This window comes from Streptococcus oralis (assembly GCF_003943395.1).
Lineage (GTDB): Bacteria > Bacillota > Bacilli > Lactobacillales > Streptococcaceae > Streptococcus > Streptococcus oralis_BF.
The window spans coordinates 169,652-186,267 of the sequence record NZ_RJPJ01000003.1 but is presented as its reverse complement, the minus strand read 5'-3'; the positions used below and the strand labels follow the sequence as shown (position 1 = coordinate 186,267).

General features: G+C 40.5%; 19 protein-coding genes. All 19 read right to left on the bottom strand.

Annotated features, from left to right (window positions below; genetic code table 11):
- Positions 1-40 precede the first annotated feature (40 nt).
- A complete protein-coding gene (locus D8802_RS03675; RefSeq protein WP_125394821.1) occupies positions 41-502 on the bottom strand; it encodes an ECF transporter S component in 462 nt (153 codons plus the stop codon).
- On the bottom strand, positions 480-1,253 hold the full coding sequence (locus D8802_RS03670) for a bifunctional hydroxymethylpyrimidine kinase/phosphomethylpyrimidine kinase (protein WP_125394820.1): 774 nt from the start codon (positions 1,251-1,253) through the stop codon (positions 480-482). Before D8802_RS03670 ends, D8802_RS03675 begins: the two co-directional genes overlap by 23 nt.
- The gene (gene truA, locus D8802_RS03665; protein WP_125394819.1) at positions 1,243-1,992 is read right to left on the bottom strand and encodes a tRNA pseudouridine(38-40) synthase TruA; all 750 of its coding nucleotides are present in this window, start codon (positions 1,990-1,992) and stop codon (positions 1,243-1,245) included. Before truA ends, D8802_RS03670 begins: the two co-directional genes overlap by 11 nt.
- Positions 1,993-2,088: 96 nt before the next feature.
- Positions 2,089-3,240: an MFS transporter gene (locus tag D8802_RS03660; protein ID WP_125394818.1), complete on the bottom strand. Its 1,152-nt coding sequence runs from the start codon at positions 3,238-3,240 to the stop codon at positions 2,089-2,091.
- A gap of 112 nt (positions 3,241-3,352) precedes the next feature.
- Entirely contained in the window at positions 3,353-3,976 is a 624-nt protein-coding gene (locus tag D8802_RS03655) for a Pr6Pr family membrane protein (RefSeq protein ID WP_125394817.1), read from the bottom strand.
- A 2-nt stretch (positions 3,977-3,978) separates the two neighbouring features.
- Positions 3,979-4,317 (bottom strand): zinc ribbon domain-containing protein YjdM, encoded by a 339-nt coding sequence (locus D8802_RS03650; protein ID WP_001061600.1) that lies wholly within the window; start codon positions 4,315-4,317, stop codon positions 3,979-3,981.
- A gap of 209 nt (positions 4,318-4,526) precedes the next feature.
- Complete coding sequence (locus D8802_RS03645; RefSeq protein ID WP_125394816.1) at positions 4,527-5,045, bottom strand: Dps family protein; 519 nt, start codon at positions 5,043-5,045, stop codon at positions 4,527-4,529.
- Between the two features lie 149 nt (positions 5,046-5,194).
- A complete protein-coding gene (locus tag D8802_RS03640; RefSeq protein WP_125394815.1) occupies positions 5,195-6,976 on the bottom strand; it encodes an ABC transporter ATP-binding protein in 1,782 nt (593 codons plus the stop codon).
- An 8-nt stretch (positions 6,977-6,984) separates the two neighbouring features.
- A complete protein-coding gene (locus D8802_RS03635; RefSeq protein WP_125394814.1) occupies positions 6,985-8,721 on the bottom strand; it encodes an ABC transporter ATP-binding protein in 1,737 nt (578 codons plus the stop codon).
- A 177-nt stretch (positions 8,722-8,898) separates the two neighbouring features.
- Complete coding sequence (tpiA, locus tag D8802_RS03630; RefSeq protein WP_000087891.1) at positions 8,899-9,657, bottom strand: triose-phosphate isomerase; 759 nt, start codon at positions 9,655-9,657, stop codon at positions 8,899-8,901.
- 96 nt (positions 9,658-9,753) lie between these two features.
- The gene (locus D8802_RS03625) at positions 9,754-10,431 is read right to left on the bottom strand and encodes a DnaD domain-containing protein (protein WP_125394813.1); all 678 of its coding nucleotides are present in this window, start codon (positions 10,429-10,431) and stop codon (positions 9,754-9,756) included.
- Positions 10,432-10,439: 8 nt separating this feature from the next.
- On the bottom strand, positions 10,440-11,384 hold the full coding sequence (gene metA, locus D8802_RS03620) for a homoserine O-acetyltransferase MetA (protein WP_125394812.1): 945 nt from the start codon (positions 11,382-11,384) through the stop codon (positions 10,440-10,442).
- A gap of 181 nt (positions 11,385-11,565) precedes the next feature.
- On the bottom strand, positions 11,566-12,078 hold the full coding sequence (locus tag D8802_RS03615; RefSeq protein WP_061421256.1) for an adenine phosphoribosyltransferase: 513 nt from the start codon (positions 12,076-12,078) through the stop codon (positions 11,566-11,568).
- 119 nt (positions 12,079-12,197) lie between these two features.
- The gene (locus D8802_RS03610) at positions 12,198-12,635 is read right to left on the bottom strand and encodes a GNAT family N-acetyltransferase (RefSeq protein WP_125394855.1); all 438 of its coding nucleotides are present in this window, start codon (positions 12,633-12,635) and stop codon (positions 12,198-12,200) included.
- A gap of 73 nt (positions 12,636-12,708) precedes the next feature.
- Positions 12,709-13,398 carry a 50S ribosomal protein L1 gene (rplA, locus tag D8802_RS03605; RefSeq protein WP_001085675.1) on the bottom strand — a complete coding sequence of 230 codons (690 nt, stop codon included), beginning with the start codon at positions 13,396-13,398 and terminating at the stop codon, positions 12,709-12,711.
- Between the two features lie 96 nt (positions 13,399-13,494).
- Positions 13,495-13,920, bottom strand: coding sequence for a 50S ribosomal protein L11 (gene rplK / locus D8802_RS03600; protein WP_001085806.1), 426 nt, complete (start codon positions 13,918-13,920; stop codon positions 13,495-13,497).
- A gap of 271 nt (positions 13,921-14,191) precedes the next feature.
- Positions 14,192-14,908 (bottom strand): LD-carboxypeptidase LdcB/DacB, encoded by a 717-nt coding sequence (gene ldcB / locus D8802_RS03595; RefSeq protein ID WP_125394811.1) that lies wholly within the window; start codon positions 14,906-14,908, stop codon positions 14,192-14,194.
- A gap of 2 nt (positions 14,909-14,910) precedes the next feature.
- Positions 14,911-15,381 (bottom strand): HIT family protein, encoded by a 471-nt coding sequence (locus tag D8802_RS03590; protein ID WP_125394810.1) that lies wholly within the window; start codon positions 15,379-15,381, stop codon positions 14,911-14,913.
- A gap of 207 nt (positions 15,382-15,588) precedes the next feature.
- Complete coding sequence (locus D8802_RS03585) at positions 15,589-16,599, bottom strand: hypothetical protein (RefSeq protein ID WP_125394809.1); 1,011 nt, start codon at positions 16,597-16,599, stop codon at positions 15,589-15,591.
- Positions 16,600-16,616: the final 17 nt, after the last annotated feature.

Here is a 16,616-nt window from a genome sequence, read left to right as displayed (position 1 = left end):
ATCTAGACAAGCAAAAAGTCAGCTCTAATAGCTGACTTTTTTATTTTATCTTTTTAATACTTTGATAGAGAAGAAATCCTGCAAACATTCCAACAAAATTCTGCAATATATTATGAGGAACATCTGCCAAGGCTACACCCCATCCTTTCATCCAAGCAGTAGCGAATGCATATCCAGCTACCATGACGATCGAGGCCAAGACTAATCCAATCCACTGCCATTTGCCTTTAAAACCTGCAAAATAGCCCTGTGAACCATGGAAAATCAAGCTGAAGATCATCCAGTGAGGATAACCTGAAATAAGGTCAATGATAAAACCTCCTAGACCTCCAACGATGGCTCCTTCACGACGTCCAAAATAAAAGGCGGTAAAGAAAATTCCAGCATCCAAAAAAGTGAGGATCCCAGTAGCTGTTGGGATTTTCACCACATAACCTAAGGCTACGGATAGGGCTGTTAAGATAGATACTAGGGCGATTTTATTTGTTTTGGTTTGCTTCATATTGTCTTACTCCATATTGATCTGCTTGTGCAATAGCACGGTAAACGAAAGCTTTAGAACTTTCCACTGCTGCTAATAGTTCATCCTCTTTGACTAGGTGACTGGCAATGCTTGAGGCAAAGGTACAACCTGCCCCTGCATTTTGCCCTTGGATAACGGGATTTTCTAGGACAGTGAAAGTTTTTCCGTCATAAAAGACATCTACTGCCTTGTCCTGACTGAGACGATTGCCTCCCTTGATAACAACTGCTGGCGCTCCTAATTCATGCAATTTCTGCGCTACAGTTTTCATATCTTCCAAGGTTTTAATCTCTTGATCAGCTAATAATTCTGCCTCTGGAAGATTTGGCGTAATCACACTGACATGAGGAAAAAAGCGAATTAACTCTTGACAGAGTTGGCTGACTGCCACATCATGCGTTTCCTTGCAGACCAAAACAGGGTCTAACACCACAGGTACTCCTGGGCGTTGTTTGATAAAATCCAAGGCTTTCTCAGCCACACTGACAGTAGGGAGAAGACCAATCTTGATTCCCGCAAAATCCACATCACGCAAACTATCTAATTCATGTTGAAAAATGGCGTCATCTGTTGGAAAGACTTCAAATCCCTTTTCTGTCAAGGCCGTCAAACAAGTCACTGCTACAAAGCCATGCAAACCGTTTAAGGTATAGGTGGCAAGATCAGCTGACAAACCACCGCCACTAAAAATATCATTCCCAGAAAGGGCTAAAATACGATTATTCTTCATAACGAATCTCCTTCAAATACAAGCCATTTGGTGCAGCCGTGGGACCTGCAAGTTGCCTGTCCTTCTTCTCCAAAATCAAGTCAATCTGCTCAACTGGCATTCGATTATTTCCGATTTTGAGCAGTGTCCCCACCATATTGCGAATCTGCTTATACAAGAAACCATTCCCTGAAAAGGTAAAGATCAAAAATTGGCCTGTCTCATCAACACTAAGACTAGCTTCTGTAATAGTCCGAACCTTGTCCTCTACACTAGTCCCAGACGCTGTAAACCCGGTAAAATCGTGGGTTCCCTCTAGCTTTTTGATTGCTATCTGCATCCGCTCCACATCGAGGGGATAGGGAAAGTGAGTAGCATAGCGACGACGCATGGGATTTTTAGGACGGCCCCTATCCACGATAAACTCATAGGTCTTGCTATGCTTAGCATAACGACAATGAAAATCATCCGCCACAATCTCAATTGAAATCACATCGATATCTTCTGGAGACTGAGTATCCAGAGCAAAACGGAGTTTTTCCTCATCCATCTGATAGGGCAGGTCAAAATGAATAACCTGTCCCAGAGCATGGACCCCACTATCTGTCCTACCAGCACCGTGAACAGTAATGGCTTGTCCTTTATTCAGCCTCATTAACGTTTTTTCGATTTCCTCCTGAACGCTCCGCGCATGGGGCTGACGCTGAAAGCCAGCAAAAGCGTAACCATCATAGGAAATGATTGCTTTATATCTTGTCATAGCTTCTATTTTATCAGGAAATAAAAGTGTAAACAAGTTTAAAGAAAGGAAATTGTCTGGGTACAGAAATAATAAAGAAAAAGCTAGGAATCATTCCTAAGCTTTCTTTTGAAGTGCGTACATAACAAAAATAGAAGTGACAATCAACCAGCATCCTAGAAGGGTGAAAACCAGCATCCCGTTTTGAGTGATCATACCGACAGCTCCCAGGACGAAAGGTGTGGTAAAGGCACCAAAGCTACATCCTAGAACTGCAAAAGAGGTTGCCTGATTAAGGAGGTTAGCTGGGATTCTTTCAGAAAGAAGCTGAAAGACTGTGGTCAAAGCTATACTGTATGCAAAACCTGCTACAATACTACCAACTACCATCACACCCAATGACGGAGACAAGGCAATCACAATCTGTCCCAATCCAAAGGTGATACCTGACCAAAGGAGCAACCTTTCTTTAAACAGAGAAATCAAGAAAGAAAAACTCACGCCAGCCACAATCCCAATCAACTGCATGATACTTAAAACCAAACTCGATAACTGGGCATCCCCTAGACCTCTTTCCACCATCAGACTAGGAATACGAATGGTGATAGCTGTGTTGGTGCAGACAACAACTGCTGCTTCGACAGCCAATAGAAAAATCAAGCTTTTCATCTGTCTTGTCAAACGAGTCGTTTCGGCTTCTTTTCTCTTTGTTTCTTTCTTTTCTTTTCCATAAGGGACAAAGAGCAGATAAAGAAGCAATACTAAAAATCCTGCACTGTAGGCCAAGAAAGTCACTGTCCATCCCCAGGATAAGAGTTGACCTACCACTAGAGTCAAAATCGACGCCCCGACAACTTCTGCTGATCCGCGGAGCCCCAGCATCTGAATCCGTGTCTTTCCATGATAGCGTTCACTGATGATGGAAATGGCCTTGGCATTGATCATTCCAACGCCCAAGCCAAATAAAATTCGCATCGCAAAGACAAAGTTATAATCCTGATACCAGAAGGGGGCTGTTCCACCGATAGAAAGGATGAGAAGGCCCAGACTAATCTGAAGACGTTCAGGAAACAAACGCTCTAGCACACCGTTTAAGACTAGCATAATCATAATCCCAAAAGAAGGGAGACTGACTAGGAGCTCGATTTGTTCTTTGGGATAGCCCTGATAGTAGTCAAACATGGCTGGTAAAGCACTTGATATGGAAAAGGAGGTAATCAAAACGAGGGAGAGGGCCAAAATACTAGCCCGTTCTAAATATTGTTTCATGGATTTTCTTTCTGTATATTTCTCACTGTTGATCCTTGTAAAAGGAAGAGGGCAAGAAAAGAAGGAGCCCGATTGAACTAGAGACTCCGTCCTAACTTTCTTAATAGGAAGACTATTTTCGCTTGATTTGCTTGATCAGATAGAAGATAAAGCCTGCAACCATATACGCCGCAAAAATGATCAAACACCATTTGATAACCATGTCCCAACCCTTGTTCACATTTAAAAAGAAATAAGGGAAGGGATTGTCCTTGGAATTCGGAATATTGAGTTTTAAGACCAGACCGTTAAACAAGGCAAAAATCATATAAACCAAGGGCAAGATGGTCCACAAGACTGGATCCCAGATCTTGTATTGACCCTGTTTATCAAAGAAGAGGGTATCGGCTAAAAACCAGAGTGGAACGATATAGTGGCAAAGGAAATTTTCCACACGGTAAAAGTCTGTCGCGATCGGAGCAAGCATAAAATGATAAATCACACAGGTAATCATGATACTCATGGTAACGCCACCCTTGAGACGAAGCAGGGTCGAACTTTGCCAATTTTCACCTGAACGGCTCATCACACGGAGCAGATAGCCCGTGAAAATCGTTACCAAAAGATTGGACAACACTGTGTAGTAAAGGAGCATTCCAAAGCCACCGTGCTTGGTAATCTCCAAATAAACTCCTGTAAATGCCGCTAAAAACAAGAGCACACGACTATAAAAGATAAATTTATAATTCAGTTTCATGGCTAGATTTTCTTAACAAATTCTGACTTGAGTTTCATAGCTCCAAAACCATCAATCTTACAGTCGATGTTGTGGTCACCTTCTACGATACGGATATTTTTAACACGAGTTCCTTGTTTCAAATCCTTCGGCGCACCTTTTACTTTCAAATCCTTTATAAGGGTTACAGTATCTCCGTCAGCCAATTTATTTCCATTGGCATCGATAGCAACAACACCTTCTTCTACTTCTGCAACTTCTGCAGGATTCCACTCATAGGCACACTCTGGACAGACCAAGAGACTTCCGTCTTCGTAGACATATTCTGAATTACATTTTGGGCAATTTGGTAAGTTGTTCATAAGTCCTCCTTAAACTAACAATTATTCTTTAAAATTCATATGTTATTGAACAGCAACTATTATACCGTAAAATCCTACTTTTGACAATGTGTCCTAAGTCCAGCAGACAAAAAAATCATGCAACTTTTTACAGTTACATGACTTTTAAAAGATGATTGATCATGGGCACTTATCAAGCACCTCATGATAAAAGGGGTAGCAACTATATCTTACAAACCAGGAACTTGTCCAAGCTCTGCTGTAAGCATCCAAACTGTTTTCTCAAGTTCAGCCTTAGCACCAACAAAGATATCGTTTGTAACATCATCGCCTTCTTCGTCAGTTACATCCAAAGCTTTTTGGAAAAGAGCGATGAGGTAGCGATAAATTGCTAGAACTCGTTCCAAGCTTTCTTCAACGTTACGGAATTCTCCTTCTTCTTCTTCGATTTCACTGTGTTGAAGGAACTCTGTCAAAGTTGAGTAAGGTTTGCCACCAAGAGTAATCAAACGTTCACTGATTTCGTCAAGATAGCTATCAAGACTATCCATGTATTCATCCATTTTTGGATGCCATACCAGGAAGCCACGACCACGCATATACCAGTGAACTTGGTGAAGGGCAATGTGAGCCACATACAAGTCCGCTACTGCTTGGTTCAATACTTCCTTTGTTTTTGCCAATGCTACTGGCGCTGTTTTAGATAATGTTGTAACGTCTTTTAATGCATCTTTTTTCAATTCTACCATTTTTCTCACCTCATAATATTATTTTTGTAACCATATTTATTGATTACTACCTAAGTATACTACTTCTGGTATACAAAAGCAAGAAAATTAACCCATATTAAAAAAGTTGTAATTGACTGATAATTTAAGAAAAATCTAGCTTTAGTTTATTAGCTGACTTGATTGGATTTGCTTGAAAATTGGCTTTGGTACAAATCATAATAAAAGCCTTTTTCTTGGAGCAAGCTTTCATGGTTTCCCTGCTCAATAATCTGTCCATCCTTAAGAACGAGAATCTTGTCTGCTTCTTGAATGGTCGAGAGACGGTGGGCGATGACAAAGCTGGTTCTTCCCTTCATCAACCGTTTCATGGCTTTTTGAATCAAGAGTTCCAAACGGGTGTCAACAGAGGAAGTCGCTTCATCCAAAATGAGAATTTTAGGATTGGCTAGGAGAGCACGCGCAATGGTCAAGAGTTGTTTCTGCCCGAGGGAAATATTGCTTGACTCTTGGTTCATCTCCATGTTGTAACCACCAGGAAGAGTTCGAATAAAGTGGTCTACATTTGCTGCTTTGGCAGCTTCTATTATTTCCTCATCACTGGCGTCAAGATTTCCAAAACGTAGGTTTTCTTTGATAGTACCTTCGTAGAGCCAAGCATCCTGCAAGACCATCCCAAACTGACGACGGTAGTCCTGTCGTGACAACTGGCGAATATCCTGCCCATCAACTAAGATTGCACCTGCTGTAACATCATAAAAACGCATGAGTAGATTAATCAAAGTTGTCTTACCAGCTCCAGTCGGACCAACAATCGCTACCATCTCTCCTGGTTGAACTTCTAGATTAAAGTTTCGAATCAATGGTTTGTTTTCGACATACTGGAAATCAACCTGCTTAAAGGTTACCTGACCTGTTAAGGGTTCAAGGATTTCGTGCTCTTCTCCCTCGGCTTCCTCTGTCTCATCCAAAATGTCGAAGATACGATCGAGCGAAGACTTGGCACTTTGCATTTGACCTGCAAGTTGTGTGATGTTTTGGATAGGCTGGCTAACCTGCCAAACATACTGAACAAAGGCCTGCATATTCCCCACTGTCAAACGGCCCGCAATAACCTGCAAACCACCAAGAACTGCAACGATCAGATAGGTCAAGTCTGATACGGCATGAAGAGCTGGCATCATGAGCCCAGAGATAAAGCTGGCTTTAAAGCCAACACGTTGGAGGTCGTCCGTAATCTCAGAAAATTCTTTATGCGAAGTTTCCTCACGACCATAGAGTTTCAAAACATTAAAACCTGTGAGATTTTCCTGCACATAACCATTCATCCGTCCTAAAATAGCCGCCTGCTCTTTAAAATAAGGCTGAGAACGTTTCAGGATGCTTCTAGCACCAAAATAGGTCACTGGAATGGATAGAATCACCACTATAGCCAGTTGAAAGTTCAAGTATAAAACCATTCCCATGACAAGGACAATCGTCAGAACAGCATTGACAATTTGGAGGAAAGACTGTTGAAGAGCGTTGGACACTGTCTCAACGTCACTGGTAAAGCGTCCCAATAAATCACCAAATTGGTGTTTGTCAAAGAAAGATACTGGGATACGATTGATTTTTTCAGTCATTTCATTTCGCAGATCTTGGGTCATGGACTGGACCGCATTGGTCATGAAATAGTTGGAATAATAAGACCCAAGTTCATACAAGAGCCCTCTAAAGAGGTAAATGATTAAAACAGTTCCGATGTAGGCTGTATTGATACTAGCACCTGAAAGGCCCTTAGCCATATCTAAGAGATTCTTTGTCAACTCCGTAATGGCTAGCCCCAATACAAAAGGCTCCAAGACACTCATGACCACACTCAAAACTTTTAGAAAAACCGCAAAAAAGACAGAAAAACGGTAGGCTTTCAAATAGCTCCACAAACGAGCCAAACTAGATTGTGTTTTCATATTTCCTCCTATTCTTCTGTTAGCGATGCATTTTTCAACTGCGACTCAGCAATCTCACGATAGATATCATTGGTTTCCATTAATTCCTCATGGCGACCGCGACCCACGATCTCTCCCTTATCAAGAACGATGATCTGGTCAGCATCCATGATGGTTCCGACACGTTGAGCAACAATTAAAACCGTTGCATTCTGTGTGACTTCCTTGAGACGACGGCGTAAAATAGCATCCGTGCGATAATCCAAGGCTGAGAAGGAATCGTCAAAAATATAGATATCAGGATTCTTTATAACCGCTCGGGCAATTGAGAGACGTTGTTTCTGTCCTCCAGAAAGATTGCTTCCACCTTCAGCTAGATGGGTCGCAAAGCCTTCTTCTCGGCTTTCGATAAAATCTTTGGCTTGCGCCACATCCGCTGCCTGATGTAAATCTTTGTGACTAGCATCTTCCTTCCCATAGCGGATATTTTCAGCGATAGTTCCTGTAAAAAGCAAGGCCTTCTGCGGGATAAAACCAATCTTTTGACGGAGAGACTTGAGGCGGTAATCCCTCACATCAACACCATCTACTTTAATTTTTCCAAGTGTGACATCGTAAAAACGAGGAATTAATTGCACAAGAGAGGACTTGCCCGATCCGGTCGATCCGATAAAGGCAATGGTTTCACCCGGTTTAGCGCTGAACGAAATGTTGTGCAAAACAGGATTTTCCGTCTCACCAGGATAGGCAAAGGTGACATTTTCAAATTCCAAATAGCCGTGGGTTGCTGTCTCTCTGACGCCTCCTTCATTGGGATCAATAGAAATCGGCATATCCATGACTTCTTTCAAGCGTTCACTCGAAACCGCTGTACGAGGATACATGGTGAAGAGATTAGATAGGAAAAGGAAGGACAAGAGGGCGTGGAAGCTATATTCGATAAAGGCTACCAAGTCTCCAATTTGCAGGGAACCTTGTTTGATAGGGTCCAGAGCAAACCAGACAATAGCTACAATCATGGCAATGATAATCTGAACAAACAAAGGTTCCGTCAAACCGGTTAGTTTAAACAGACGATTGGAATTGGCTGCATAGACTGCATTTTGTCCTGCAAAGCGTTCCTCCTGAAATTCCTCACGGGCAAAGGCGCGAATGACACGAAGCCCCATCAGATTTTCTCTAGCATATTGATTGATCTTATCTAAGGTAGCCTGCTGTTTCTCTGACAAAGGGCGAGTCTTGACAGCCACATAAATAACCACCACAGCCAAGAAAGGTACTGCAAAAGCTACTATCCAGGCTAATGACGGGCTGGTTAAAAAGATCATTAAAATACTAGACAGCATCATCATGGGAGTGATGACACCCAGTTTTAAGGTCTGTTCTGCAAACTGCATGAGAACAAAGGCATCACTGGTAATGCGAGTAACCAGTGAAGACACTCCTATCTTTTCATATTCATTATGAGAATACTCTTGTAATTTGGCATAGAGATCATCCCTCATATCCTTGACCATATGGGTCGTCAAGTTACTAGCAGCATAGGCTAAGACTATACGCCCCAAGGTTCCACATAGGATAATCAGCAGCATGATTGCGGCCCAAACATACAATTGATGCTCATTTCCTTTGTTCACACCTTCATCAATCATCCGAGCTAGAACAGTCGGTAGTCCAAGATTGACGATAACAAAGAAAACCGCTCCAAAGAAATCCAAGAATAACCACTTGGGATATTTTTTCAAATAAGACCAAATATAGAGCATAACTCCCCCTTTCATAACCTTTTGATACAGAAAAGAGCGCGCATCCGCACGCCTTTCCTTCCCTAAGGAACTTTCCTAGTCGGAAAAATTCCTTTTCACAAGAATGCTCCAAGTAAAAACAAGACAGGCAGTCAAAGTCACCTAGTACTTTTGACTGACTGTCTGGAAAAACTTAGATTATTTTACAAAATCAAGCAATGCCAAGAAGCTTTCAGCTTCAAGTGACGCACCACCAACAAGGGCACCGTCAACGTCTGGGCAAGCCATGTATGAAGCAACGTTTTCAGGTTTAACTGAACCACCGTATTGAACGCGTACTTTGTCAGCAACTTCTTGACCGAAGTCAGCAGCTACAACGTCACGAACAACTTTACACATTTTTTGTGCGTCGTCTTGTGAAGCTGATTTACCAGTACCGATAGCCCAGATTGGCTCATAAGCGATAACAGATGCAGCAACTTGCTCAGCAGTCAAGCCAGCCAAAGCAGCAGATACTTGAGCACCTACGAATTCAGCTGCTTTACCAGCTTCGTAAGTTTCAAGTGACTCACCACAACAGATGATTGGAAGCATACCGTTTGCAAAGATTGCTTTTGCTTTTTTATTGATATCTTCGTCAGTTTCATGGAAGTAGTCACGGCGTTCTGAGTGACCGATCACAACGTAGTCTGTACCGATTTCTTTCAAAACTTGTGGGCTAGTTTCACCAGTGAAAGCACCTGCATTTTCAAAGTAGCAGTTTTGAGCAGCAACTTTAAGGTTTGAACCTTTAGCAGCAGCAAGAACAGCTGTCAAATCAAGAGCTGGAGCTGCGATACCAGCTTCAACAAGGTCTGATGAAGGAAGTTTTGAGGCAACGGCTTCAACGAATGCTTTTGCTTCTTCTGGATTTTTGTTCATTTTCCAGTTACCAGCGATAAATGGTTTACGTGACATTTCACATACCTCTTTTTTCATTTTATTTTCTATTATTTTATCATATTTATAAGGAGCTTGCAAACCTTACTCTAATTTTCAAGATTTTTCAAGCTACTACTCTTGCCATAAATTCATGGCATCGAGGAAATCAGCCGAAGCCTGAACTTGTTTAGGATTGTTAGCCTCCCGATCTGCTCGTTTGGCCTCTACTTGGGCAACAGATTGAATGCCTTCATGGCGCCAGTTCCGTAGAATTGCCTGAATATATTTCCAGTTTGGTTTGCCATTTAGAACGGCTTCTCGAAGAGCTTCTTTGATCAAATCCGCCTTGATCCCGTCTTCTTTGACAGTCTTGGAAAGATCTTCGATTTCAAACGGCGTTAGCAAGCGTCCTAATTCCTGCTGAAAAGTCTCAACCAGATCCTTCAATTGATTTTGCGGGTTTGGGGTAGTTGTAGCTGGAGTCTGGCTGTCCAACAAGCTATCCAAGCGTTCAAAGGCTAAACTAGCATCAAAAATGAGCTCAATCTCCCCATTTAGTTCAATGGTTCGATATTGTAGTAGCCCATTTTCAGTCAAGTTTGAAATGGATTGGTTGACATCTGCTAACTCTTTGCCAATAATTTCAGCGATTTGGCTTGGCGACAACTCATCCAAAGCAGATGTATTTTGTAGATAGAAAAATTGCCAGACGAGAAAATCATCACTGGAAGGAAAGAGTTCCTTAAAATGCAAGAGTAGGGCACTTGGCAAAACCAAGTTCCCTGATTTAAAAGCGTCAAAATATGTCATAATTCCTCTTATAAATATCCAAATGAAGCCGCATCGTCCTCTACCTTTTTCCAGTCAAAAGGAGTTTCCTGATAGACAGCATAGTTAACCCAGTTACTGAAAAAGAGGGCAGCTGATGAAGACCAACAGAGACACGGTGTCTCATTCACATCATCATTTTTGAAGTAATTTTCTGGAATATGAGGATTAAGTCCTGCCTCACAATCACGAAAATACTCTTTTGCTAGAGTATCACGGTCATATTCTAAATGACCAAAACTATAAATCTCACGAAGATCCCGACTGGCTAAAATAGAAACGCCGACTTGTTCTCCCTCAGAGAGGATTTCCAGATTGGTTTTTCCTAATATCTCTTCCTTATAGATTTCTGTATAACGAGAATGGGGAGCTACATAGCTATCATCAAAACCACGAAAGAGAAGATGGCCCTCTTTCAAGGTATCCTGCGGGTAAATGCCTGACAATTTCTGCTCCATCTGGTGTTTATCAACTCCATAGCGAGCATAAAGACCTGCTTGGGCACCCCAGCAGATATGAAGGGTCGAATAGACATGGGTCTTGGACCACTCAAGCACCTGACTGAATTCCTCCCAATAGTCCACTTCCTCAAATGGTAAATGCTCAATCGGAGCCCCTGTGATAATCATCCCATCAAAATACTCGTCCTTGACTTCAAGAAAAGTTTTATAAAAAGTCTCCATATGCTCTGCACGAGTCGTCTTGGAACGGTGGCTCTCCATATAGAGAAAGTCTATGTCCAATTGCAAAGGAGTATTTGCTAAATGCCGTAACAACTGGGTCTCTGTGACCACTTTTTTGGGCATTAGGTTTAAAATCAAAATTTTCAAGGGACGGATATCTTGGTGGGCCGCACGTTGATCATCCATGACAAAGATATTCTCTGTCCGTAAAATCTCAACAGCTGGCAATTTTTTATCAATTCTAATCGGCATAACCTTCTCCTAACTGTACTCTTTTAGAAATAATTGAATGTGTTTGAAGTCAAATCTCAAACACTTAGTCCTTTTATTATACTGCAAGAAGATATAGTTTTCAATTATAGTTTTTCTCTAACTAGCTATAGTTTGTTTATATAGCAGATGAAGAGAAAACAGCCCCAAGGACTGTTTTTCATTAATAATGCATAAGTACCTTGTAATCGTAATCTCCGATTTTTTCACGGCCTTTAAGTTCATCAAGTTCAATCAAGAAAGCACAACCGGCTACAACTCCGCCAAGTCTTTCAATCATTTCAATGGTTGCCTTGACAGTTCCACCTGTTGCCAAAAGATCATCTACGATGAGAACACGTTGACCTGGCTTGATGGCATCCGCGTGCATAGTCAAGGTATCAACACCATACTCTTTTTCATAGTCAGCAGAAATAACTTCGCGTGGTAATTTACCTGGCTTACGAACAGGCGCAAAACCAATTCCCAACTCAAAGGCAACTGGACAACCCACGATAAAACCACGAGCTTCGGGCCCTACGATCATATCAATTTTCTTGTCAGTAGCATATTGAACGATTTCACGAACAGCATAGCTATAAGCATTTCCATCAGCCATCAAAGGACTTATATCACGGAAAGTAATACCTTCCTTCGGATAATTTTCAATTGTTGCAATGTAATCTTTTAAATTCATCTTTTTCTTTCTTTCAAAGTTTTTTACTCTCTATTATACCATATTTTCCGTGAAAGAAGAAATAGAAGATTTTTATTTGCTAATCCATGATTTCGTCCTGACTATTTAAGATTCAAGTTTTAATCCAACCACTGAATATAGGCTGTTTTATCCTTACTATTATAACCAGCTCCTTTATAAAAATCCTGGGTGCTTGTATTTTTAGAACCTGTCAGGAGCATCATCTTATAACAATTTTCCTCTTTAGCTATTTGTTTAGCATATTCAAGACAAGCGCTTGCATACCCTTTCCCTCTATCTTCTTCTCGGGTCACCACATTTTCTATCAAAGCATAGGGTCTCACACCTCTTGTCAAGTTGGGAATAATGACACAAATACAGGAGGAGACTATTCTTCCTTCCACCTCCTTCACGATAACATGATGGCGTTGGTCAGAAATCATCTCACTCCATACTTGCTGCAAATGAAGACTATCTTCTGGGATTTCTTTCTCATGTAAGGACAGGTAGAGATTTAATAACTCAAATAAATCCTCCTGTACAGCTTCTCTCAACACTTTTATTTCCTCCAATCCTTTGTTGATAAATTTGAATAAAAAAACTCTGACCGAAGCCAGAGATTCTAGTTGATTAAAGTGAGTTCACGTCAACCTTGATACCAACACCTTGAGTAGTTGTGATAGTCAAGTTTGTTACGTAAGTTCCTTTAGCTGTAGCTGGTTTTGCTTTTTGGATTGTTTCGTTGAAAGCTTTAAAGTTTTCAACCAATTTTTCAGCTTCAAATGATACTTTACCGATGATTGCTTGAACGTTACCTGCACGGTCAGCACGGTAAGTGATTTTACCACCTTTAGACTCTTCAACTGCTTTAGCAACATCCATTGTTACAGTACCAGTTTTAGGGTTTGGCATCAAGTTACGTGGTCCAAGGACACGTCCAAGACGTCCAACAAGAGCCATCATGTCAGGTGTAGCGATAACTACGTCGAAGTCCAACCAACCGTCGTTGATTTTAGCAACAAGGTCATCTTCACCAACAAAGTCTGCACCAGCAGCTTTTGCTTCTTCAGCTTTTGCACCACGTGCGAAAACAAGAACGCGTGAAGTTTTACCAGTACCGTTTGGCAATACCATTGCTCCACGGATTTGTTGATCAGCTTTTTTAACGTCGATGTTCAAGTTGTAAGCAACTTCTACAGTTGCGTCAAATTTTGCAAAGTTAGTTTCTTTTGCAAGTGCTACAGCTTCTTCTACGCTGTATGCTTTTGTACTGTCGATTTTCTCAAGAGCAGCACGAAGTTGTTTGCTTTTTTTAGCCATTTTCTATTCTCCTTGTAAGTGGTTCAATCGATTTTCATCTCCCACGTCACTTCTCGAAATGATGAAGTCTTGCGGGTTATATTGGGGTGTTATTGATTAGTCAACAACAGTGAATCCCATAGAACGAGCAGTACCTTCGATCATACGCATTGCAGACTCAATGTTTGCTGCGTTCAAATCTGGCATCTTAGTTTCTGCAATTTCTTGTACTTGTGCACGAGTAACTGTAGCAACTTTAGTTTTGTTAGGTGTACCTGATCCTTTTTCAACACCTGCAGCTTTTTTCAAAAGAACAGCAGCTGGTGGTGTTTTAGTGATGAAAGTAAATGATTTATCTTCGTAAACTGAGATAACAACTGGAATGATCATACCAGCTTGGTCAGCTGTACGAGCGTTGAACTCTTTTGTGAATCCCATGATGTTGATACCAGCTTGACCAAGAGCAGGTCCAACCGGTGGAGCTGGTGTAGCTTTACCAGCAGGGATTTGCAATTTTACAAGTTTTTCGACTTTTTTAGCCATTTTTAAATCCTCCTTTGTGGTTTTGGCGGTAATTAGAGATTTTTACCTCCCACAAGTATGCTTTACACATACTTATCTATTATACACTATTTATCTAGAATTGCAAGAGAAAAGTTTTTTATACTCAATGAAAATCAAAGAGCAAACTAGGAAGCTAGCCGCAGGTTGCTCAAAACACTGTTTTGAGGTTGTAGATGGAACTGACGTAGTCAGTATCCTACACATACGGTAAGGCGACGCTGACGTGGTTTGAAGAGATTTTCGAAGAGTATTAATCGACGTAATCTCCGCCTTCAAAGCCGTAGTATTCTTCCAAACTGAGACCACTCTCAGCAATTTCTTTTGCTTCTTTTCCGACATATCGAAGATGCCATTCCTCAGCCATATAGCCTGTTTCCTTTTCCTTGCCTTTGAGATAACGGACAACAAAGCCATAATCAGCTGCATGATCCAAGAGCCATTGGGCTGCTTTTTCTTCTGTTACTAAATCACCATTTGTCCCAATCACATCAAAGGCTAAACCTGTCTGGTGTTCGCTATAGCCAGGTCGAGCAGAATAACGGTCAGCTGCTGCCTTCCCATCTTGGTTGACATAATCTTGATAGAGCTTGGTCTGAGTTTCATAACTTCTAAAACCACTGTAATGATCACTAATCGGGAATCCTGCCTCTTGCATAGCTTTAATGAGTTTGACCAACTCAGCCTTGGCTGTTGGATTTTCCCCTGGATTGTAGTCTTTTGACAATGGGTAGTGTTTATTGGCTACGATGATTTCATCGTATTTCCCTTGGATGCTGTAGTAGTCTCCTTTGTTAACCACTTCTGCTTTTTTCTGGGCAGCTCCTTGAGCCTTACTTCCTACTGTTCCATCAGCTTTAGCTGTTTGCTCTGTCTTAACTGAGCCATCTTCATTTTTTGCTTTTTCTTGTGAACAAGCTGCTAGACTCAAGGCTAGCAAGGCTGTCAAGACAAGGTATCTTTTTTTCATTTCTACTCCTTTATTTCCAATAATTTGTCTACTTCTGACGATAAACGTTTGACTAACTTTTTAATCTCATCCGGTTTTGCTTGGCAGGTTTCTGCTGTCATTTCTTCAAAAGGAACCCACCAGACTGGACCACGTCCATTGAGACCGTGACCATTCATGTCACCTGTTCGTCTAGGAAACAGATGCCAATGAAGATGGGCATCGCCATTTCCTAGGAGTTCAATATTCATCTTTTCAGCTTTAAACGTTTTGGCAACAGCTTCTTGGACCAAACTCATTTCCTCTAGAAAACGAAGTTTTTCAGAAGTCTCCATATGGTGAAGTTCTGTGACATGCTCTTTTGCCAGAAATAAGGTATAGCCCTTAAAGTATTGGTGGTCTCCAATAACAACATAGCCTGTTTCTAGTTCTTTTACAAAGTAGGGATTTTCCCCTGCCTTGATCCATTCAATTCTTTGACAAATCAAGCACATGAGTCTCTCCTTTTAATTCTAATATCTTCAATCTTGAATCTGACAACTTGGGATAGCGGTGCTTGTATTCTGAAGTATGTAGGGGTTAAACCACTTACTGTCAATCCCTGATTGATTTATCCCTTGAATATCTGATGTCAGACTGCCCTCCAATCCTCAAATGTTTCAAAGTTGAGAAGGGGATAGTCAAGGTCAAAGAGTCGGTGTTTATAGGTCATCATTCCCCTCCCTCTTATCTTTATGAAATAAATTCTTAATCTTATTAAAGAGTGGAATAATATATTTGTGAAATAAATTTTTAATCTTATTTAAAAATGGAATAACTTTAAAATAATTTCTAAAGCGTCTCTCACTTAAGTTAGGTCCCTGTAGTTTTCTATATTCTTCGATATAAATTGTAGATACTTTACCAATTTCACTTTCCCCGAAAATGATAGCTTTTAAAATTACTTCACCAACAATTAGAAAAAGCGAGACTATTCCAACAAGAGGAGCAATAAAAACATTATTAGGCGAATTATACGAATAATACGCTGTTACAGCATCAACTGCTACAATAAAGTAAAGGAGGACTACAAAGAATATTTCAGATTTTTTATCATCGCTTTCATTAACACTCAATTCTGGGAGTAAAAAAATTAAACTTACTACCAGAATCAAGAAACAAGCAAACAACGGAGGGAATACAGTAGGTTGTTCGATAAAACGATTATACACAGAGTAAATGAGAAATAGCTGAAGTAATAACATCGCATACTGCAATAAATAAAACCATATTTTAGCTGAACTTATGAGCGGAATATTTTTTTCTACTTTTATATCTAGTAATCGTTTAGAAATTTGTATCCGATGAGCTAGTTCTTTCAAATCTTTTATTTGAAGTATTTGAAAAGCAAGTTTTTTCTCTATAATTTCTATTTGATACCATACATATCCATCATCTTCTATCCACTGATATTTACCAAAGGTTTTTATTTTTCGTCCATATGGGTTAATTTTTTGAGAAATTTTAAAAAGTAGTTTTTCTAAATCTGGATTAGTAATTCCTTTATCTACCAGTTCATCGGCATAAACAACTAGTTCTTTAAAGTTTTCTTGTTTATTTTTATACACGTATTCACGATATTCTTCTTTTTTCTTTTGGAAATAAGCATACAAACCCGAAATTAGCCCTGTTATTATGGCAGGCGTTGCTAATTGTTTCAGTATTTCATACATAATACTTTATCTCCCCT